The organism is Ignavibacteriota bacterium, assembly GCA_016713565.1.
Classification (GTDB): Bacteria; Bacteroidota; Ignavibacteria; order Ignavibacteriales; family Melioribacteraceae.
On record JADJOX010000007.1, the window covers coordinates 1,584,652 to 1,605,394 of the forward strand.

Annotated in this window: 21 protein-coding genes; 10 read left to right on the forward strand and 11 right to left on the reverse strand. The window is 30.4% G+C overall.

Annotation, left to right across the window (positions count from 1 at the left end; genetic code table 11):
- The first annotated feature begins 171 nt into the window (after positions 1-171).
- The 5 genes from rpmH to IPK06_14285 are packed head-to-tail and all read left to right on the forward strand — an operon-like array spanning position 172 to position 5,551.
- Positions 172-318: a 50S ribosomal protein L34 gene (gene rpmH / locus IPK06_14265; GenBank protein ID MBK7981141.1), complete on the forward strand. Its 147-nt coding sequence runs from the start codon at positions 172-174 to the stop codon at positions 316-318.
- Between the two features lie 2 nt (positions 319-320).
- Positions 321-731, forward strand: a complete 411-nt coding sequence (gene rnpA / locus IPK06_14270) for a ribonuclease P protein component (protein MBK7981142.1) — start codon at positions 321-323, stop codon at positions 729-731.
- A complete protein-coding gene (gene yidD / locus IPK06_14275) occupies positions 724-930 on the forward strand; it encodes a membrane protein insertion efficiency factor YidD (protein MBK7981143.1) in 207 nt (68 codons plus the stop codon). The genes rnpA and yidD overlap by 8 nt, the downstream gene beginning before the upstream one ends.
- 25 nt (positions 931-955) lie before the next feature.
- Positions 956-2,806: a membrane protein insertase YidC gene (yidC, locus tag IPK06_14280; GenBank protein MBK7981144.1), complete on the forward strand. Its 1,851-nt coding sequence runs from the start codon at positions 956-958 to the stop codon at positions 2,804-2,806.
- A 39-nt stretch (positions 2,807-2,845) separates the two neighbouring features.
- Positions 2,846-5,551 (forward strand): BamA/TamA family outer membrane protein, encoded by a 2,706-nt coding sequence (locus IPK06_14285; protein ID MBK7981145.1) that lies wholly within the window; start codon positions 2,846-2,848, stop codon positions 5,549-5,551.
- Here IPK06_14285 and IPK06_14290 read toward each other — a convergent pair.
- From IPK06_14290 to IPK06_14315, 6 genes are all read right to left on the reverse strand, one after another.
- Positions 5,532-6,047: a hypothetical protein gene (locus IPK06_14290; GenBank protein ID MBK7981146.1), complete on the reverse strand. Its 516-nt coding sequence runs from the start codon at positions 6,045-6,047 to the stop codon at positions 5,532-5,534. The two genes, IPK06_14285 and IPK06_14290, sit on opposite strands and share 20 nt — an antisense overlap.
- A gap of 95 nt (positions 6,048-6,142) precedes the next feature.
- On the reverse strand, positions 6,143-7,861 hold the full coding sequence (locus IPK06_14295) for a dynamin family protein (protein MBK7981147.1): 1,719 nt from the start codon (positions 7,859-7,861) through the stop codon (positions 6,143-6,145).
- Between the two features lie 122 nt (positions 7,862-7,983).
- Positions 7,984-8,577 carry a class I SAM-dependent methyltransferase gene (locus tag IPK06_14300; protein ID MBK7981148.1) on the reverse strand — a complete coding sequence of 198 codons (594 nt, stop codon included), beginning with the start codon at positions 8,575-8,577 and terminating at the stop codon, positions 7,984-7,986.
- Positions 8,578-8,659: 82 nt separating this feature from the next.
- Positions 8,660-9,196, reverse strand: coding sequence for a peroxiredoxin (locus IPK06_14305; protein ID MBK7981149.1), 537 nt, complete (start codon positions 9,194-9,196; stop codon positions 8,660-8,662).
- Positions 9,197-9,354: 158 nt separating this feature from the next.
- Positions 9,355-10,866, reverse strand: a complete 1,512-nt coding sequence (locus IPK06_14310; GenBank protein ID MBK7981150.1) for a catalase — start codon at positions 10,864-10,866, stop codon at positions 9,355-9,357.
- Positions 10,867-10,882: 16 nt separating this feature from the next.
- Entirely contained in the window at positions 10,883-11,278 is a 396-nt protein-coding gene (locus tag IPK06_14315) for a YbaN family protein (GenBank protein ID MBK7981151.1), read from the reverse strand.
- A gap of 97 nt (positions 11,279-11,375) precedes the next feature.
- Between IPK06_14315 and IPK06_14320 the strand changes: the two genes are divergently transcribed.
- The 4 genes from IPK06_14320 to IPK06_14335 all read left to right on the forward strand — a co-directional run bounded on the left by IPK06_14320 (position 11,376) and on the right by IPK06_14335 (position 15,300).
- Positions 11,376-12,305: a LysR family transcriptional regulator gene (locus IPK06_14320; GenBank protein MBK7981152.1), complete on the forward strand. Its 930-nt coding sequence runs from the start codon at positions 11,376-11,378 to the stop codon at positions 12,303-12,305.
- A gap of 61 nt (positions 12,306-12,366) precedes the next feature.
- Entirely contained in the window at positions 12,367-12,729 is a 363-nt protein-coding gene (locus IPK06_14325; GenBank protein ID MBK7981153.1) for a co-chaperone GroES, read from the forward strand.
- 151 nt (positions 12,730-12,880) lie between these two features.
- Positions 12,881-14,488: a M2 family metallopeptidase gene (locus tag IPK06_14330; GenBank protein ID MBK7981154.1), complete on the forward strand. Its 1,608-nt coding sequence runs from the start codon at positions 12,881-12,883 to the stop codon at positions 14,486-14,488.
- 32 nt (positions 14,489-14,520) lie between these two features.
- Entirely contained in the window at positions 14,521-15,300 is a 780-nt protein-coding gene (locus tag IPK06_14335; protein MBK7981155.1) for a polysaccharide deacetylase family protein, read from the forward strand.
- A 4-nt stretch (positions 15,301-15,304) separates the two neighbouring features.
- Here the strand turns inward: IPK06_14335 and IPK06_14340 are convergent, their stop codons facing one another.
- Positions 15,305-17,950 (reverse strand): carbohydrate binding family 9 domain-containing protein, encoded by a 2,646-nt coding sequence (locus IPK06_14340; protein ID MBK7981156.1) that lies wholly within the window; start codon positions 17,948-17,950, stop codon positions 15,305-15,307.
- 156 nt (positions 17,951-18,106) lie between these two features.
- Between IPK06_14340 and IPK06_14345 the strand changes: the two genes are divergently transcribed.
- Positions 18,107-18,352, forward strand: coding sequence for a hypothetical protein (locus tag IPK06_14345; protein ID MBK7981157.1), 246 nt, complete (start codon positions 18,107-18,109; stop codon positions 18,350-18,352).
- 4 nt (positions 18,353-18,356) lie between these two features.
- Here IPK06_14345 and IPK06_14350 read toward each other — a convergent pair whose 3' ends face one another.
- The 4 genes from IPK06_14350 to IPK06_14365 all read right to left on the reverse strand — a co-directional run bounded on the left by IPK06_14350 (position 18,357) and on the right by IPK06_14365 (position 20,686).
- Complete coding sequence (locus IPK06_14350) at positions 18,357-18,905, reverse strand: DUF4252 domain-containing protein (protein ID MBK7981158.1); 549 nt, start codon at positions 18,903-18,905, stop codon at positions 18,357-18,359.
- A 160-nt stretch (positions 18,906-19,065) separates the two neighbouring features.
- A complete protein-coding gene (locus tag IPK06_14355) occupies positions 19,066-19,617 on the reverse strand; it encodes a DUF4252 domain-containing protein (protein MBK7981159.1) in 552 nt (183 codons plus the stop codon).
- Positions 19,601-20,155, reverse strand: a complete 555-nt coding sequence (locus IPK06_14360; protein ID MBK7981160.1) for a hypothetical protein — start codon at positions 20,153-20,155, stop codon at positions 19,601-19,603. The genes IPK06_14355 and IPK06_14360 overlap by 17 nt, the downstream gene beginning before the upstream one ends.
- The gene (locus tag IPK06_14365) at positions 20,156-20,686 is read right to left on the reverse strand and encodes a sigma-70 family RNA polymerase sigma factor (protein ID MBK7981161.1); all 531 of its coding nucleotides are present in this window, start codon (positions 20,684-20,686) and stop codon (positions 20,156-20,158) included. It lies immediately after the preceding gene.
- Positions 20,687-20,743: the final 57 nt, after the last annotated feature.

The following is a 20,743-nucleotide window of genomic DNA, read 5'->3' on the forward strand; positions in this document are numbered from 1 at the left end:
TTACGGATGGAATTTTAAAAATAAATCAAATGCTTTATGATTATTAAAATTTCTTTTTTGTAACGTATTAAATAACAACCGGTTAAGATAAATTGTCAATAATTTAAAAAATTGTTTATTTATTTGAATTTATTTAATTTTGTGTTCTTTGTAATTTAGAGGTGAAAAACGATGAAAAGAACATATCAACCAAGTAATACAAAACGCAAAAACAAGCATGGTTTTAGAGCAAGAATGGCTTCTAAAAATGGCAGAAAAGTTCTTGCGAGCAGAAGAGCAAAAGGCAGAAAAAAATTAACTGTTAGTGATGAATTTTAGTTTTGAAAAAGTATTCTTTTTCTAAAGAAGAAAGATTAAGACAAAAAAAAGATTTTCAAAAAGTTTACTCAAACGGAAAAGTACTTAGTTCAATAAATAATAAGCTTAAGGTTAATTACTATTTTGAAAGCAGCGTTAATGAAAGTGGTGTTAAAGCTGCTTTTGTAGTATCTAAGAAGAATGGAAACGCGGTTTGGAGAAATAGACTAAAAAGAATTTTAAGAGCCGCGTACAGAATTAGTAAGCCGCAATTTTTTGAATATTGTGTTAATAATAATTTTTTACTGTACTTAATTTTCTCTCCTAAAACTTTGAACCAAAAGTTAAATAAGAATATTGATCAAAAATTTATTTTGGATGATTTGGTAGATTTATTGCAAAAAGTAAAGATAAAAATAGAAAAACATGCGTAAGGCATTTATTTTTTTAATTAGATTATATCAAAAAGTGATTTCACCCATGTTTCCGCCGTCTTGCAGATTTTATCCCACTTGCTCAAATTATGCAATTGATTCTTTGAATAAATATGGTGTTTTAAAAGGCGGAATAAAATCAGTTTGGAGAATTTTAAGGTGCAATCCCTTTAATAAAGGCGGTTATGATCCCGCTTAATTTTTAATTTTTTGGTGCAAATTTTATGGATAAACAATCAACCTTAGCATTTATATTAATTGGAATTATTTTAGTTTTTTGGCTATATCTTAATTCACCTCAGCCGCCGGTAGATCAGCCGCATAAAGAAGACACTACAAAGGTTGTTGTTAACAGCGATACTTTAAAACTTGAGGACAAAGCTCAAACTGAAGTCGCTGAAAAAGAAAGTACCGAAGTTCAAACTACTTTTAACAAATCAGAAAAAAAAGAAGAAACAATAACAATTGAAACTGATTTGGCTTTGATCGAACTTACTTCCAAAGGTGGCAGATTAAAGAAATTTTATTTGAAGAAATATGAAACTTGGTATCACGACAATATTGATTCGACTGATATTTATAATAGATATGTTCAATTGATAAATTATACCAAAGAGGGCGGAGACTTTAATATAGTTTTTGTTACCAAAGAGGGACAGTTTGTTAATACTAAAAATATAGATTTTAACTCCGATAAAAAAGAAAGTTATTACAGAGTAAAAGAAAATGACTCGTTATCGTTAAGTTATACATATAATGTTGAAGAGAATAAAAGCTTAACAAAACAATTTACTTTTTTTGCAAATGATTACAATTCAAAAGTTCAAATAGTCCTTAACAATCTTGATGATGTTATTAGCAGTTACAGATATGATTTGGAATGGTCGAATGGAATTAATTTTGTTGAGCAAAATTCAGTTGATGAAGCAAATTATTCAAGCGCAGCCGCATTTTCCGGCGATGAAAAAGTTGTTATAGATGCAACATCTGTAGATGAACCGGTTGAAAAAGTTATTAATGGTAAAATAGATTGGGTTGGCGTAAAGAATAAATATTTTACGGTAATACTTGCGCCGGTAAACCCAAGTGATGAAGGCGGAGCTGATTTTAAAGGTGAGCATGTTTTAAACCAATTTGGAAACCGTGAATATTATTCCACAAGTTTAAGAATTCCGTTTAATAATCAAAAACTGCAGAAAGATAATTTTAGGCTGTATGTTGGTCCGCTTGATTACGATATTCTTAAAGCTCAAAATCATAATTACCAGGCAATTTATGATTTCGGCAGTTTCTTTGGATTGGCATTTATAACCAGACCAATTTCAGAATACATATTACATCCGTTATTTATTTTCCTTCATAAATTTATTCCTAATTACGGCTGGGTTATAATTGTTTTTACAATTATTCTTAAAATCGCATTATCGCCATTAACCCGCCAAAGCTATAAATCGATGAAGAAAATGTCTCAGCTTCAGCCCAAAATAGCCGAGTTGAAAGAAAAGTTTAAAGGCGATCAGCAGAAAATTCAAAAAGAGACGATGAAGCTTTATTCCACGTATGGAATAAATCCTGCCGGCGGATGTTTGCCGATGCTGCTTCAAATGCCGATTTTATTTGCGCTGTTTACTTTTTTTAATGTTGCTATAGAAATTAGACACGAACCTTTTTTATGGTGGATTACCAATTTATCATCCCCCGATGTTATATATAAACTGCCTTTTAAAATCCCGCTGTTTGGAGTTGATATTATAACCGGACTAGCACCGCTTTTAGGATTAACAATGTTTTTTACACAAAAAATGACGGTTAAAGATCCTTCACAAAAAGCAATGGTTTATATAATGCCGTTTATGATGACTTTCATCTTTATGAATTTATCATCCGGCTTGAACCTATATTATTTTATGTTCAATTTACTTTCAATAGGTCAGCAGTATTATATAAATCACAAACAAGGTGAAGAATTAGTTCCGGTTGAAAATCCCAAAAAGAAAACTGGCTTTATGCAAAGAATGATGGAAGCGGCCGAGCAGCAACAAAAAGCTCAAAAACAAATGGGTAAAAAGAAGTAAAATTATTAATTTATCCAATAATATTTTTTAAGTGTTTTAATGAAAGCTTTTTTCAGTAAGCTGATCTTAATTTTTGTTTTTTTTTCGAAAATTGTTTTTCCTCAAAATATATTTGAACTTAAACTTTCATTTAAAGAAAAAATATTACCATTCGGAATTACAAAATTAGTTCCAATAGATAAACCGGAAGTAAGTTTAGTTTTAAGCGGTGGTGGCTCTAGAGGAATTTCTCACGTTGGTGTTCTAAAAGCTATTGAAGAACTTAAAATTCCCCTCGACCAAATTATTGGAACCAGCATGGGAAGTGTTATCGGAGGATTATATTCCGCTGGATATTCCATCAAAGAAATTGACTCAATTGTTAAATCAACAAACTGGGATGAGTTTTTTTCTTTAACCAACGATGATAGAAGAAATCTTTTTGTTGATCAAAAGATTACGGAAGATAAATCTTTATTGACGTTAAGATTAAATGGATTAAAACCATCAATACCTTCCGCCATAAATACCGGTAAAAAAATTAGTAATTTTTTAACAAGTCTTGCATTAAACGCGCCGATAAACAATCCAGATTCTTTTGATAATTTATTGTATAAGTTTAGAGCGGTTTGTACAGATCTGGTTAGCGGTAAAAGAACCGTACTAAAAAATGGTTTACTAGGTGAAGCAATGCGCGCAAGTTCAAGTGTTTCATTTTTTTTACCTCCGGTTAGAATTGATTCACTTATTTTAGTGGATGGCGGATTGGTTGATAATCTTCCCATAAAAACTGCGGAGGAATTAAATCCTGATTTTATAATTGCTTCAGACGCTACAAGCGGCTTAAGAAATAAAAATGAACTTGAATATCCGTGGGAAATTGCCGATCAAATTGTAACAATTCCATCAAGAATAATTTGGGAAGAAAACATTTCCAAAGCAAATATTCTTATTAAACAGAATCTTAAAAAAAGAAGAAACGATAATTTTGAAAATTTAGAAGAAATAATTAATTCCGGCTATGATTCGGCCAAATATCTTTTGCTTAACGTAAATTATGAACTGTCACAATTATTTAAAAAGAAATTGGTGAATGATGAAAAATATTTTCATAACATCGGCTTGCCGGAAAATGCAAACATTTTAGAAAAAGAAATTTTTGAAAAATATAAAAACCTATATACTTTCAGCAAATCGGAAATACTATTTGATTTATATAAAATATATGATCGCGGAATTTACAATAATCTATCCGCAACCGCGACAATTTCTGATTCCTCTACATTTATTAACATTAATTTTCAGCTAAATAATAAAATCAAAAATGTTGAACTAATTGGTGTAACACAAATACCAATTGAAGTTGCGTTAAAACATTTTGATAATATTTTAAATAAACCTTATTCCGCGGAAGGTGTTTTAAGTTCAAACTTAAACCTGATAAAAAATTATAGAAAACTCGGCTATTCACTTGCGACAATAGATTTAGTGTATTTTAGCGAAGATTTGGAAAAATTATATGTTACAATAAACGAAGGTCAAATTACTGATATTGAAGTGGAAGGCAACGAAACAACTCTTAATTCGGTTATAACAAGAGAATTTGCAACTGACGTGGGCGATTATATAAAAAAAGAAAATTTAGATGAGGGACTAAATAACATTTCGGCAACCGACCTTTTTGAAAATGTTAAACTTAGTTTTTCGAATAACGGTTTGGGTAAAAAAGTTAAAATTGAACTTCAAGAAAAACTTCCGAATGTATTGAGGTTAGGATTAAGGATTGATAATGAAAACTTTACACAATTTGCGGTTGACTTAAGGAATGAAAATTTATTTGGAACAGGATCAGAACTTGGTTTTTCACTCGCGGGTGGAATAAGAAACAGAACGTTTTTAATTGAACATAAAACCAATAGAATTTTTAATACATATTTAACTTACAAAGCTCAGCTTTTTTATAACTTTAATGATGTTAAAGTTTACGCTGATGATAATATTCCTAACAATTATAAATTCAGCAGATCTGAAATTGGCGAGTATAGACAAATATTTTTCGGGGGTTTTATTGGTGTCGGCGCACATTTGCAAAAAATTGGAACTCTGACTACAGAAGGAAAATATGAAGTTGACGAGATTAAAAGTATTGATTCAATTGCAGATGAGCAAACATATAAGATCAATATTTCAAGCCTAAAATTCCGATTGCAAATCGATTCACAAAATAAATATCCGTTTCCTACCAAGGGTTTGTACATTGATACTTACTATGAAACGGCTCAAAAAATTCTAGGCGGTGATATAAGTTTTGCAAAGTTCAGTTTTGATTATTCCGGATATGTTTCATTTAATAACCATACTATAAAGCCAAGAGTAATTTTTGGATTTGCTGATGAAACTCTCCCCTTAAGTCAGCAATTTGACTTTGGCGGACAAAAGAATTTTTTCGGTTACAGAGATTATGAATTTAGGGGAAGACAAATTTTTATTGCATCAATGGAATACAGATATAAACTACCTATTCAAATTTATGTCGATACTTATTTAAAATTAAGATATGATTTGGGTTCATCATGGAATAAACAAGAGCAAATAAAATTTGAAAACTTAAAACATGGCGTCGGTTTCTCAATTGCATTGGATACTCCGGTTGGACCGGCAGAATTTTCAGTGGGCAGAAGTTTATATTTGAAAGATACTTCTCCGGAAAGAATTATAAGCCGAGGTCCGTTTATGTTTTATTTTATTATTGGTTATTATTATTAGTGCTTTGTGTTAAAAAATGAATTAAGTTTTTCTTTGTAAATACCGGCAAATCAATTTCAAATTTTACAACATCGTTTTTATCCCAAGCCTTATTTCCAGCAATTTCAAATTTATGTTTTTTTATTACGGCAAATCTTCTATCTGTAAGCTGTTGATTCTTATCAAACAAGAAAAAACAAATAATAATTGGTATATTAAATTTTTCCGACCAGTTAATGTAAGATTCAATTGCACGTTTGTTAACCCAATAAGCCTCCTTTGTTTTTCCTTTCCAATCCAGTAAAAATCGGTGTCCGATATATTCACCAACGATATCCGGTTTATCATCACCTTTTTCCCAAACCTTTTCATAACGCCTATCGTTACCAAAGTCGTTAAAATCTATTCCCCATTGCAGAAGTAAATTTTTACCGTGGAATTCTGCCATGTCATGTACTTCATAATTTTTCCTAAAATCTTCTCTTGACTTAACCGGCTGAAAGTTTAATTCTTTCATAATTTATTTTTTCTGTAAAATATTTTACAAAGTCTTACTTTTTGGATTTTGTGTTTTTCTCGAAATTTAAGAAAGCTAAAAATAAATTCAGCCAATTATAAATTGGAGTTAATTTCGTTCTTTAACTTTAAGAAATTTTCCTTAACAATTTTTACCTTCTCAAACAAAGGTTCCAAGCGTTTCTTTTCACTTTCGGTATATTCATAGAATGGAATAAATGTACGATTTATATCTTCATAAATAAAACTTAATTTAGAGTTTAATTTTGTTGTTAACTCACTCTCAAATTTTGTTTTTCCGGAATCCAACCCTTCTTTAAATTCTTTAACTATTTTAGATTTTTTAAATATTAAAACGCCGCCGGCAATTATCAAACCGGCTCCCGTTAAAATTCCGCCCGTAATATCCATAAACGCAACTTGAGTTGTTGATAAAATTATAGCGCCGACTATTGCTAAAATACCTCCGCCCATTGCGGTTGGAGCCAAATTAGAAGGACGTGAATTTAAAAATGTTGTAAATGAATCATTTGCCATTAAATCAGTTACTTTTGATTTTACATCTTGAATTACGTGGAGTCGTTCTTCGCCAATTTTAACATAAAGTTCATCTTTTTTAATTCTTTGCTGTTCTTTCATGTCGAGTTCATCAATCAACGTTTGTAGCAGTTGTTTAATTCCGCTAAGAAAATGTTTTGCTCCGTCATCGGCAATTTCCTCAAATGAAGAATGTAATTTATTTTCAAATTTCTTCTGAAGCTCCTTGATCCAATTATTTATTGAGCTGTCTTTATTGAATATTGCGCCGAATGTTCTTTTAAATAATGAAAACACGGATAAACCTTCTTCAAATTCTTCTTTCACTTCGTATGAGACTTTATCGTAATTTGAAACCAATCTATCAACCAAACTTTTAATTTCGTAAGTTGAATGTTTTTCCCCGGTTTCCAATCGTAATTTAATTTTTACCGCAAAAGCCAGATCTTTTTCTAAAGTCAGTTTCAATTGATCTAAGCTTGAATTGGTTTTTTCAATTACTTGCTGAGATGTATCTAAAATGGACTGCAGTTTTAATTTTAAATGTTTTCCGCCTGTAATTGTATTATGAATAAATTCTCTAACTAAATTAAAACCCGAATTTTCTTTTTCTTCCAATTCCAAAACAGCGGAAGTTGGAAATACAATTGGAGAAGTAATTCCTCTTTTAATCGCATACTCTTTTACTTTTTCAATATTTGTGGAAAGTTCATCAGGTCTGGCCAAATCAGCCTGCTGCAAAATAAACACGACTTGTTTTTTCCATTCATCACTAACATAATCGAGCAAATCCCAAGCAGATTGCGTATGCGGATTTTTTGCGGGGAATATGAATAAAACCAAATCGCTGTTAGGTACAAATTTTTGCGTAATTTCCTGATGATTCTTAATAATAGTATTAGTTCCCGGAGTGTCAACAATTGCAATAGTTTTTAATATTTCAGATGGAACACCGATTCTTTTATAAAATTCACTTAATTGAATTTCATTTCTTGATTCAGAATATTCCAATTTTTGAACAACATCCGTACATGGAGCCGCGTCAACTTTACAAATATCATCCTTTAAAAGCGCGTTAATAAAACTGCTTTTTCCGGATTTTACTTCGCCAACAACTACAAATAAAAAGGGTTCGTTAATATTGGATCTTAAATCGCTTATAATTTTTTGAAAATCCGGGTTTCCGACTTCAATTGTAAACTGGTGAAGATCTTTTAAGAAATCCGCCAATTTAAATTTGTAAATTGAAAAGTTTTCATTAATGAGTTCAGTTTTCATATAAATTCCACTTTTAGGCAAAATGACAAAAGAAATATAAGAAATGCAAAAAAGATTTTAATCTAAATTTTTAATATTTGTCATTAGTATTTGGAGGAATAAAATTATGAATTAATAAAATTTCAAATTTTCTTTCCAACGAATTTAATTACAATTGCATCTTGAGGAACTCCCAATTTTATTCTTGATATTTTTTCTTTTTTTAGAAGTTCAAAATCCAAATCAATAAACTCTTCAACAATTTGGTCAAGCGAGTATAAAAGTTCTATAGCGGAAGGTCCGTTTGTGTTTAATTTGATATGTTCCTTTTCATAAACAAGGAATATTAAAACACCGTTTGTTTTTAGCGCGTTTATAATTTTTTTATGAATATTTTCTCTGAGTTCTTCTTCAATGTGAAAGTAAATTATAACAATAGAATCATAAGTTTCTTTTGGAAAATCGTATTCAAGAACATCTTCGACTATATAATTAATTTCAACGTTATTTTCTTTAGCCAAATTGAGAGCCTTTTCTTTTCCTATTTCGCTAATATCAATACAATCGACGTTCCACCCGAGTTTAGCGGCATATACGGAATTCCTTCCTTCTCCTTCACCAATAAATAAGGCCTTTCCGGGTTGTAGTTTTGATATCTCTTCTTTAAAGAATTCATTCGGCTCTTTTCCGAAGTAATATTCTTCAGAACTGTATCTATTATTCCATTTTTCTTTCATGCTAAATTCATAAATTGTTTTAAAAAAATAATGCCGGAATAAACCGGCATCAAAAATTAAAAAAATATTTTTAATAAGAAAATTATAAAGTAGCTTGTCCCGGTTCCCAATTGCAAGGAGTTAATGCACCGGTTTGCAATGCGCTTAAAGCTCTAATCACTTCGTCAACGTTTCTGCCTACAGATAAATCATTCGCGTTTACCCATCTTATAATTCCTTCAGAATCAACAATAAAAGTTACTCGGTATGCGACTTTTTCGTTTGATTCAAGTATTCCCAAATTTTCTGCCAAAGATTTTGAAGTATCGGCAATTAGAGGAAATTTTAGACCGCGTAAATCATTGTGATTGTTTCTCCAAGCTAAATGTACAAACTCAGAATCTGTTGAAGCTCCGTATAATGTGGTATTTCTACTTTCAAATTCCGCAAATTTTTTGTTGAATTCTGAAATTTCTGTTGGACATACGAATGTAAAATCTTTTGGATACCAAAACATAACCATCCATTTACCATCTTTCTTATGATCTTCAGAAGTTACTTCTCCAAATTCTTTTCCTAGTTCAATTGAAACGCAAGCTAATTTATTGAATTCTGGAAATTTTTGACCAATTGATAACATTTTTTCTCCGTTATTAATAAATAAAATTAACATTGTAAATTTAAGACATTTAACTTTTTTTTACAAACAAACGGAATAACTTTACAATTCATTTTGATCAAAAAAATAAACCCCAAATAATTTGGGGTTTTTGAAAAAAATATTATTTTGTGAAAAGTTTACTTATAATTTGTTTCGGTTGTACTATCAATTAGTTCAGAAAATGATTTGGATGACCATTTTGCTAATTTAATATTTCCCAAACCAATTGCTTTTGCTACACCTTCGCCATATTTTTTATCCGCTTTATAAAAGTGTACAAGTTGACGAACCTTAATTCTTTCCGGAACTCCTTCCATAGCGCTTTTTACATTATTGAATAATTGCTTTTTTTGATCGCTATTCATTATATTAAAAAGTTTTCCGGGCTGTGAATAATAATCATCATCTTCTCTGTGATCATATCTATCGGCATTGCCGGAAATTTTTAATGGCGGTTCGCTATATGCTGAATTTTGTTTTGGTCCGCCCATACTATTCGGTTCATAATTTACAGCTCCTCCGCTGTTTCCGTCAAATCTCATATTACCATCGCGATGATAAGTATTTACTTCCGATTTTGGTTTATTTACGGGAAGCGCAGCGTAATTTACTCCAATTCTGTAACGGTGCGCGTCGGCATATGACATAATTCTTGCCTGCAGCATTTTATCCGGTGAAAAACCAATTCCATTTACAATATTGGAAGGTTCAAAAGAAGCTTGCTCAATTTCAGCAAAATAATTTTCGGGATTTCTGTTCAATTCTACCACGCCGACATCAATTAAAGGAAAATCTTTATGAGGCCAAACTTTAGTAAGATCAAAAGGATTAAAATGATATGTTTCTGCTTCAGATTCTTTCATAATTTGAATTTTGAAATTCCATTTCGGAAAATCGCCGTTTTCAATTGCGTTAAATAAATCTCTTTGAGAACTTTCTCTATCTTTTCCTATTATTTCCGCGGATTCTTGATTTGTCCATGTTTTAATTCCTTGAGCGGTTTTAAAATGGAATTTCACCCAAAATCTTTCATCCTTGGAATTTATAAAACTGTAAGTATGACTTCCATACCCGTTAACATATCTGTAACTTTGTGGTAATCCTCGGTCGCTGAATAAAATTGTTACTTGATGCAGACTTTCAGGTGAGAGAGACCAAAAATCCCACATTGCAGTATTTGATCTTAAATTTGATTTAGGGTCTCTTTTCTGCGTATGAATAAAATCACTGAATTTATACGGATCGCGAACAAAAAATACCGGAGTATTATTACCAACTAAATCCCAATTTCCATCTTCTGTATAAAATTTTATCGCAAATCCGCGGACATCTCTTTCTGCGTCAGCCGCGCCGTGTTCACCCGCAACAGTAGAAAAACGAATTAACAGATCTGTTTTCTTTCCAACTTTAGAAAACACTTTTGCTTTTGTATATTTTGAAATATCGTTTGTGATTGTCAAAGTTCCAAATGCGCCGGAGCCTTTTGCGTGTACAATTCTTTCCGGAACTCTTTCACGATTAAATGTCGCCATTTTTTCTAAGAGTTGATGATCCTGCAATAATAATGGACCACGTTTACCTGCAGTTAAAGAATTTTGATTATCTCCAACCGGCTGACCGGCTGCTGTGGTTAATTTTTTTTCTTTCATTGTATTCTCCTCTTAGTTATTTTGTTAAATTTTGATCGCTAATTGTTTTAAGATTTAGATTTTTTATTGTAGAAATATGAACAGTTACTCCGATCGCAACAAAAAATAAAATGATCCTTATATAAATATTGTCTGTAAGAAGAAATGCGGAAATTATAATTGAAGTCCATAGTAAACAAATTGAGGTGACCTTTGAACTAAATGGAATTCCCTTTTTATCTTTATAATTTTTAAGGTACACTCCCAAATATTTATTGTTAATTAATTTATCATTCAACTTAGGCGAACTTTTCATGAAAAAGTATGAGGCAATAATTAGAAATATTGTAGTTGGCAATAGAGGTATGAATATTCCCAAAACACCAATGCCTACAAATAAAAATCCAAGAATTTTAAATATTATAATTTTCATTATTTTCCAAATAGCGATTATTTGTGTTATAAATTATAACTTGGTATTTAATAAATCAAATTGATAATTTTGATATATCCATAGATAAAATTTATAGATGACTTTAACACAATTTTCATACATAATAGCAATTGATAATCATAAAAGTTTTGCCGAAGCTGCAAATAATTGTTTTGTTACTCAGCCTACACTAAGCATGCAAGTTAAAAAATTGGAAGAAGAACTTGGAGTTAGAATTTTTGACAGAAGTAAACAGCCGGTTAAAGCAACTGAAATTGGGAAAAAAATAATTGAACAGGCAAGAGTTGTTTTATGTGAAAATGAAAGGATTCATAATTTAATAGACGTAGAAAAGGGTGAGTTTAGCGGTAAATTTAAAGTGGGAATTATTCCCACAATCGCTCCGTATTTAATTCCGCTTTTTCTTAAAAACTTTATAAAAAAGTATCCTAAAGTCGAATTGACATTTGATGAATTACAAACAGATCAAATAATAAATAAATTAGTTAAAGACGAACTTGATACGGCAATAATTGCAACCCCGACAAATAGAAAAGAATTGATTGAGAAAAATTTATATTATGAACCATTTGTAGCTTATGTTTCCGAAAGTCACAAATTATTTAAACAAAGAAAAGTAAACTCAAAAGAGCTGAACATTAAAGATATTTGGCTTTTAAAAGACGGACATTGTTTGAGAGATCATGTAATTCAAGTCTGCAGTTCACTTAATGTTGCAAAAAAGGAGAGTATTGTTCAGCTCAGTTTTGAAGGCGGAACACTTGACACATTGATGAAATTGGTTGATAATAATTTTGGGATGACATTGCTGCCTTATTTGGCTACATTAGATATAAATAAAACGGCAAAAGTAAAACACTTGAGGGAATTTAATAAACCAATACCTGGAAGAACGGTATCAATTATTTATCATAGAGCTTACGTAAAAGAAAAGTTAATAAATGCTTTTGAAAAAGAAATTCTCTCAGCCATTAGCAAGAATTTATTGTTTAAGGAATTGAGGTAATTAATCAATAATTTTATAAAAATTAGAATCTTTAGTATTTTTAAATAAAAAAAATGGAAATATGATTGACACGACAAAAATTATTATTGTAGGAGATAGAGTTTTAATTAAACCCGAAGATGATCTTGAAAAAACAAACAGCGGACTTTATCTTCCGCCGGGAGTTAAAGAAAAGGAAAAAGTACAAGGCGGATATATAATTAAAGCAGGTCCCGGTTACCCGGTTGCCGCGGCAATTGATGAAGATGAAACGTGGAAAAAAAATAAAGAAACCAAGTATATTCCTCTGCAGGCAAAAGAAGGAGATTTTGCAATTTTTGTACGTAAAGAAGCAATTGATATAGAACTTGATAAACAAAAACTTGTAATTGTTCCGCAATCCGCAATTCTTCTTTTAATGCGCGATGAAGATCTGTTTAATTAAATTAATTTATTTTCTGTTTTATTTAATTTGAGTGATGTGGTAGATAAATAAAATGTCACCCCTTTTTTACTCTAAACAATTTTAAATTTTACTGTTTTATGATTGTTACCTTATAAGTAAAAATCTAATTACATAACAAAAGGAATTTATTTTGGAAAAAGAATTTTTTGATTTTATAAAATCATTTGAAAATAAAGTTGTAAATCTAAGTAAAGAGTTAAGTCTTGCTAATTTTAACGCCACAATTTCAGGCAAGCCGGAAGATTATGTGAAAACCGCACAACTTGAGCTTAAGCTAAAAAAAATATTTTCAAATAAGGAAGATTTTGAAAAAATTAAAGAGTTTAAAAATTCTGCTGAATTTACAGATGGAGTAAATATAAGAGAAATTGAAGTATTGTATAATTCCTATGCGAGTTATCAAATAGATGAAGAGTTACTTACCAAAACCGTCGAATTATCAAATAAGATTGAGCAAAAATTTGCGACATACAGAGCCGAGGTTGACGGTAAAAAATTAACCGATAACGAAATTGATAAAATTCTTGAGAAATCAAAAAATTCCGAAGAACTTGAAGAAACTTGGAAAGCCAGTAAACAAATTGGAAAGTTGGTTAATGAAGATATAATTAAATTGGTGAAATTGAGAAATGAAGCCGCGACAAATTTAGGATTTAAAAATTATCATCAAATGAGTTTAAAATTAAATGAGCTTGAACCGGAATTTTTGGATGATCTTTTTGATAAGCTTGATGCACTAACCGACAAAAAATTTAAAGAAATTAAAAATGATATTGATAATTATTTATCAAATTATTTTTCTATAAATAAAACGGAACTAATGCCTTGGCATTATCAAGATAAATTTTTCCAGCAGGGTCCAAGCATTTATAATATAGATTATGATAAATATTTTGAAAATAAAAATATAGAAGAAATAACCGATGAGTATTATTCGGGAATTGGAATGGATATTAAAGATATGCTTTCAAAAAGCGATCTTTATGAGAAGGAAGGAAAATATCAGCATGCATATTGCACTCAAATTGATAAAGAAGGAGATATAAGGGTTCTTTGCAACATAAAACCAAATTATAAGTGGATGTCTACAATGCTCCATGAATTCGGTCATGCTGTTTACGATAAATATGTCAGTAAAAGTTTGCCATGGGTTTTGCGTGAACACGCTCATATTTTTACAACCGAAGCAATAGCAATGTTATTCGGAAGATTTGCGTCAAATCCCAATTGGCTTAGAGAAATGATTGGAATTTCTGAAAATGAAAAAAATGAAATTTCGAATAAAAGTTTTAAAACACTTCAGTTAGAACAAATAATTTTTTCCCGCTGGGTTCAAGTAATCTACAGATTTGAAAAAGCAATGTTTGAAAATCCAGATTGTGATTTGAATTCACTTTGGTGGCAATTAGTTGAAAAGTATCAGGGATTAAAAAAACCTGAAAATAGAAATGAAGCTGATTGGGCTTCAAAAATACACATCGCGCTTTATCCCGTTTATTATCAAAATTACATGCTGGGTGAATTATTAGCTTCACAGCTTTACTTTTTTATTAAAGAGAAAGTCTTAATAAATAATTCTTCAGAAAATATTTCTTTCGTTGGAAAACAAGAAGTAGGAGAATACTTAATAAACTTATTCTTTTCATATGGAGCTTTGTATAAGTGGGATAAATTAGTTAAAAATTCCACAGGTGAAGAATTAAATCCAAATTATTGGATTAAACAATTTGTAAATTGAAATATTGTTTTAAATGGTTTATATTTAAATATATGAACAGAAAATTATTATATTTTGCTTGCGTGATATTTGTTTTATTAGTAAGCTGTAAAGATCAACCTACATCTCCAGACATCACACATAAAGCCGGATTTTGTCTTACTTTTGATGATACTTATGTAAAGCAATGGCAAAAAATTATTCCTTTGCTAGATTCAAATAATGTAAAAGTCACTTTTTTCTTAACACAAATTTATTCGCTTTCGGATGATGAAATAAATTCATTACACAATTTTAAAACAAAAGGACATGAAATTGGAAGTCATGGTTGGAAACATATTGATGCTGTTAACTTTTTAAAAAATCATTCTGTCTCAGATTATATCAAACAAGAAATTACGCCAGCAATTGATTTTATGAATAATCACAATTTAATTCCAAAAAGCTTTTCCTACCCATACGGTTATAACTGTGATTCACTAGACAACAAATTATTACAAACTTTTATTGCTTTAAGAGACGTTGAAGAAATTCAAAGGACAATTATAGTAACTGATATAAGTGAAATTGATGATATTTATTATAAGTTTGATAATAAGAAAGTTATTCCTGCATTAGGCATTGATGCAAACTTCAAAATTTCTATAAATATGATCGAGCAAGGATTTATTCGTGCATCTGCAAATAATGAGGTAATAATATTTTATGCTCATCAAACGGTTGAAAAAGCAGATGGAGCTTATCAAACTGAATTTTCTTATCTAAAAAAATTGTTTACACTTGCTAGAAAATACAATCTCAAATGCTATACATTTTCAGAATTGGTGCAATAAAATTCTAAATATCCAGCCAATAAGAAAACTTAGCAAGAAAAATATTGTTTGATTCGGCTTTGATCAAATTCCTAAAATCTCTTCCGAATTGTAAATCACCGGGATTATTATTATCATCTCTGTCTTGCGACCAAACCAAGTATAATATTGAGCCGGGTAAAACTTCCCAGCGAAATACAAAAGTACCTCTGATTGATTTAAAATTAAAATTAGGATTGTCAAATGAAAATTGATCTGCGGGACCATCTTTATCCGGATCAATTATATATACTTGATTTTCCACATCATAATTTACATTGCCGGCGAGTGAATAATTATTGTAATCCAAAGATCTTGTTCGCGCCAATTCTTTAAAGTTATCGTAATTCCCAACAGAAATTAACGGTTGTAAAAATAGTTGGAAGCTCATTTGCGGAGTTAAAATCCAATTTAGTCTTATATTTGCAGAAATTGTTTTTTGGTTCATTTCACCGAAGACATATCTTTTAGCGAATGTTTTATCAGCATATATATCATCAAAACTACCAATCCATTGTCTTTGTTCAGTATTAAAACTATAACTTGGACCAATGCTGAAATTTACTTGCGTACTCGGTTTCCATTCCATATTCAACTCAAAATCATAATAATTGCTTCCTATTTTATCTCCAAAATAATTTGAGTTTAAGCTAACGATTAAATTATTTCTTGAGTCGGATGAAAAAGTAACATTCATTGAACTTTGAGAAGGATTTTTAGCTAAAGGTCCGCCGCGTGTCAATCCTCTTGAAAATTCTTCAAAATTATAAAATCCTTGTAAAGCTAAGTTATAGTAATTATTAAACTGGAATGCAGTATATAGCATAAGTCCGTTATTCAAAATATTTCCTTCAAAATCATAATCTCTAAAATGTGCTAAATACAGCCACTTTCTTCTGAAAATATTATCCGGTTCAAACCAGCGGTAACCTAGAACCAAATGACCGTTTATCTTATCTGCCATCCATTGAAATCCCAAATCGCTGTTTTCAAATCCGGGAGAAACAACACCAAAAGCGGAGTTAATATAAAAGTTACCTTCCTGCTTATTAAGCATAACTCTACTGTAATAACCACCGATGCTGGTTTTATTTGAATCTAACTTATTATAAGTTGCGTCAGGTCTTTGAAAATATCTGTAAGGTTGTTCTTGAAGTTTTACCATATAATCTTTGGAACCGCTTGTGTATGATCCGACGAGAAAACTTGTCAATACATATTGTTTTGCGGAATCTAAAAATGTCCATCCATCCAAACCAAAAGTATAAGCTTCATTACTGAGCGAAGATTTTAGATCAAAAGTATTTAAATCTCTGTTAACGGAAGTAAACATTGCGCCTATTGACTGACGGTTATCATTAAATTGTTTTTGTGTTCTGAATACCCCGTAATTTGTAAAAGGTTCAACTTCAATTTCCGACTTTTTATTTGATACAGATATTGTTGCATATGTTCTTTCCGTTGCGGCGTTCAAAGCGCCAACCGACCATGTTTCATCAATTTTTCCGGTTAATTTTGCGGCGCCTAAAATTCTTGTTTCATTTGGATAATTCACATAATCATAATCCGGTAAATTACCTTGAGGTGACCTTCCAATTCTTCTAGTATAAAATAATTCCGGATTACCAAAATTAAAACCCCAGTTATTATTTGCTCCTCCAATACCAAAATAAAAGAGTTCCTGCCCTTCAATAAAAAAGGGTCTTTTTTCTTGAAAATAAGTTTCAAAAGCCGAAAGATTTACTACCGCAGGGTCAACTTCTACCTGACCGAAATCTGGATTTATTGTTGCGTCCAAATTAAAACTGCTTCCGATTCCAACCTTAAAATCTGCGCCCAATGAAGATTTGTATTGGTTACCTTTGTAAAACGGATCACCATTTTCATGTTTTAAGTACTGTGCTTTTTGAACAAAGTAGGGAAGCACTTCAAAACGCTGTTTTAATTTAATTCCATCCAATCCAACAAGGTCGGCAAATTTGGAAACAAACCCGCTTTCGTTTTTAGGAACCATTACATAAAAAGAATTTTCACCGTTTCTTTTGATATCTCTATTAAAATTTATTCCCCAAATCATATTTTCAGTTTGATTAAATCTAAGCTGAGAAAAAGGGATTTTCATTTCTAAAACCCAGCCGTCCTTTGTAATTTTTGTTTTTGATTCCCAAACTCCATCCCATGTATTATCATCCCAACTGTCATTAAATAAAATCCCATCTGATATTGAACCTCCGGCGTTTACTGCAAAATAATAACCTGTTCTGTCATCATTATATGGATCCAAATATAAAAAAAACCAATCGGAAGGAACGAGATTATCCCTTCTCATTAAGTTATTGTCAATTGAATCAGGATGGGTATCGTAAAACATTCCGCCCACATATAAATTTTCATTATCGAATGCTACTCGAATTTCCGAATTTTGTGTTGCTGGTTTTCCCTCATTAGGTTCTTTCTGAACAAAGTATGTAGTTGGATTTTGTTTCCATATATTTTCATTTAATTTGCCGTCAAGGATTATTGCTTCCGAAGTTTTATATGCTGTAACTTGATTGGATAAAGGCAATTTTTGCGTAAATGTTTTTGAGGAAATAAAAGTTAAAATGAGTAAAAGAAGAAGACATTTCTGCATAAAAATTTCCTTTTAATTTTGTTAACGTTGATTCGTTTTTTTTATTGTAATTAGACTTGACAATTGTAAAATAGTTGTGAAATTAAGTAAAGATTTTTGACCTAAATTATTCGAAAAATTATTTCTAAGTTTGCTCAAATTTAAATCGGACATAAAATGAAATTATTGAAAGGAATTCAAATATTTATTTTCAGTGCGGCAGTTTTTATCTCTTGTACATCTTCAACAGAACCTACAAACAATTCAAATACTCCAACCGGACATACAGTAAATAAAAACGGCATTATGCATAAAACCGGTTTAAATTCACCAACTACAAATTGCGTTGAATGCCACGGTACGGATTTACGCGGCGGTTCAGTTGGTGTTTCTTGTTACAGCTGTCATGGAAAAAAATGGTAAACAATTAATTATTTCCTGCAATTTTTATGTTATGACCGTAATCTCTAATTATTATATCCATTACCGCACCAAGATTACCTTGTAATTTAACTAAAACAAGCTCTTCGTTTGTTAATGAAATAATAACAAGCTCATTAATATCTTCATTGAAGTTTTCTTTTAGAAAAACGCCGGTCAGTTCATTTTCTTGAGTTGTTTTAACAATTGGTTTCCAGGTTTCTCCGTTAAACGACTTTGAAATATTGTTAAGTAATTTAAAAGACGGATGAGAATAATTACTCAATCTGTTATAAACTCCAATTTGGATATTTCTAATTTTCGAAAGCATTTCATCAACATTTTCTTCAGTATCTGAAAATTTAACAAATTGACTTGCAAGGAAAAACCCAACCGGACCGACAGAAAATTCAATTTCTCTATCAAAATCGTCATTTAAACTTTCGAGAATTTGCGAACGGATATTTTTAAAATCTCTATTAACGCCAATACAACCCGAATTTAATATTGCAAATCCAAAAATCAAAATTAAGGATCTAAACTTAATGTCTTTCATAATTTTCTCACGGGCTATTTAAGTTATTTCACAAATTTTAGTTTTTTTCTTACGCCTTCTCTTTAATTAAATAAAATAAATGAAATCGGGATTATTGATAATTACATTTATAACAATTCAATTAAGAACTAGCGTAAGAAAAATTACTTACTCAAAAAAATTAATTTTCTTTCTTTATTCCATCCAAGCCGGGTATATCGAATTTTTTACCTAATTTACCCAAAGCATCCATGTTAATATTTCCTACAATATTTACAAAAGCTGCTTCGCCGCCTTCATCAACCGTAACTACGGTCAATCCGACAAAATCATCATCACCGGCAGTTTTTAAGTAAACGTTCGCTACATTTCCCTTTGATTTTGTTTTGACAATTCTATCCCATTTCTTGCTCATTAAATCTTTGTCAATTGCCTGTGCTCTTTTCATTAAATCGCTTGAATTGGTTTGCGTTACGGCAAATGTATTTACTTTGATAAGTTTTAATCCGCCGACTAATTCGGAAAGTTCGGGATCATCATCAGTAAACTTTGAAACCATTTTTAATAATTTTTCTTCAATTAATATCTCAGTAACTTCTTCATCATTTTGTAAAGAGGCTAAATCCCCAAAATTTACAAAACCCGGATATTTTGAGTAATCACCTTCCTGTGCAAAAGTATTTAATGAAATTAAAAAGAATAAAAATATTGCGTATTTAATTGATGTTTTCATTTTTATTTTCTCCATTTATATAATCGTTTATAATAAATAAACTTTCTTTTATTGGTTTGTTAACTTTTTCTTGAAGAACGTCATTTTCAATTGTACTTTTTGTTTTATTAAGCACGTTTGCAACTAATGACAATGAATATTTAACTTCTGCGTCGGCTTGTTCAATTTGCTGCTTTGTATATTGCTGTTTAATTTCCGGTCTATTAAAAATAAATGTAGATAAGACTGCCAAAATAAAAACAGCTGCTAAAGTTCCCGAAAGAATAGGGCGGTTAAATAGTATATTATAAATATCAGAAAGTAATGAATGTGAATTTATGTTTTCTGATTTTATAGTTTTGGAAATATTATTAATTAAATGATCGGGACAATTTTCAATGCCTAAATTCTTTACCTTATCCGCTGTTGCTTTATAATCCATTAAAACTTTTTTCACTTCCGAATTTTTATAAGCCAGAAAATAAATCTTTATTTTATTGGCAAATGAAGCATTGCCGTAAGCCGTTTCAATAATTTTATTTAATAATTCTTCATTCACTTAAGCCACCTCATGCAATTTTGATTTATTCAATTCTTCCTGCAATTGTTTACGAGCCCGGAGCAAATAAACCTTTACAGAATTTATTGGAATATCTAATGCTTTACTGATCTCTTTGTATTTCAAACCTTGTATTTCATAAAGAGCAAAAACGCTTTTCAAATTTTCAGGAAGTTCTTGTATCTTCATTTTAATTTTTTCTTCAATAATTTTATTTTCTAATTTTTTTATTGGATTTTCATCATCTTTATTTTCAATTATATCACTAATATCATCAACAGAATAAGGGTTTTTAGAAAAATCATTTTTCCTTTTTCTCAAGTAATCTAAACACAAATTATGAGTCGTTTTCATTATCCAAGTTTTTGCCGCAAGAATATTAAAGTTCTCAAGGTTTTTCCAAATCCTAATCAAAACTTCTTGAGTCACATCTTCAGCATCCATTTTATTTTTTAACATTAAAACAGAATAATTGTAAATTCTGTTCTTGTATTGCTGAACTAAAAAATTGTATTTTGTATTAGTTAACATAGTTTCTATACATAAAGACGAAATAGAATAACAATTTGTTACAAAAAACTAGAAAAA

Coding starts and splice junctions, on each gene's coding strand:
- IPK06_14335 (MBK7981155.1), top strand. CDS start 14,521: ATGAACAGAAAATTATTATATTTTGCTTGCGTGATATTTGTTTTATTA.
- IPK06_14320 (MBK7981152.1), top strand. CDS start 11,376: ATGACTTTAACACAATTTTCATACATAATAGCAATTGATAATCATAAA.
- IPK06_14295 (MBK7981147.1), bottom strand. CDS start 7,861: ATGAAAACTGAACTCATTAATGAAAACTTTTCAATTTACAAATTTAAA.
- IPK06_14285 (MBK7981145.1), top strand. CDS start 2,846: ATGAAAGCTTTTTTCAGTAAGCTGATCTTAATTTTTGTTTTTTTTTCG.
- IPK06_14290 (MBK7981146.1), bottom strand. CDS start 6,047: ATGAAAGAATTAAACTTTCAGCCGGTTAAGTCAAGAGAAGATTTTAGG.
- IPK06_14350 (MBK7981158.1), bottom strand. CDS start 18,905: ATGAAAGACATTAAGTTTAGATCCTTAATTTTGATTTTTGGATTTGCA.
- rpmH (MBK7981141.1), top strand. CDS start 172: ATGAAAAGAACATATCAACCAAGTAATACAAAACGCAAAAACAAGCAT.
- IPK06_14300 (MBK7981148.1), bottom strand. CDS start 8,577: ATGAAAGAAAAATGGAATAATAGATACAGTTCTGAAGAATATTACTTC.
- yidD (MBK7981143.1), top strand. CDS start 724: ATGCGTAAGGCATTTATTTTTTTAATTAGATTATATCAAAAAGTGATT.
- IPK06_14345 (MBK7981157.1), top strand. CDS start 18,107: ATGAAATTATTGAAAGGAATTCAAATATTTATTTTCAGTGCGGCAGTT.
- IPK06_14355 (MBK7981159.1), bottom strand. CDS start 19,617: ATGAAAACATCAATTAAATACGCAATATTTTTATTCTTTTTAATTTCA.
- IPK06_14315 (MBK7981151.1), bottom strand. CDS start 11,278: ATGAAAATTATAATATTTAAAATTCTTGGATTTTTATTTGTAGGCATT.
- IPK06_14310 (MBK7981150.1), bottom strand. CDS start 10,866: ATGAAAGAAAAAAAATTAACCACAGCAGCCGGTCAGCCGGTTGGAGAT.
- IPK06_14325 (MBK7981153.1), top strand. CDS start 12,367: ATGATTGACACGACAAAAATTATTATTGTAGGAGATAGAGTTTTAATT.
- IPK06_14340 (MBK7981156.1), bottom strand. CDS start 17,950: ATGCAGAAATGTCTTCTTCTTTTACTCATTTTAACTTTTATTTCCTCA.
- yidC (MBK7981144.1), top strand. CDS start 956: ATGGATAAACAATCAACCTTAGCATTTATATTAATTGGAATTATTTTA.
- IPK06_14365 (MBK7981161.1), bottom strand. CDS start 20,686: ATGTTAACTAATACAAAATACAATTTTTTAGTTCAGCAATACAAGAAC.
- IPK06_14305 (MBK7981149.1), bottom strand. CDS start 9,196: ATGTTATCAATTGGTCAAAAATTTCCAGAATTCAATAAATTAGCTTGC.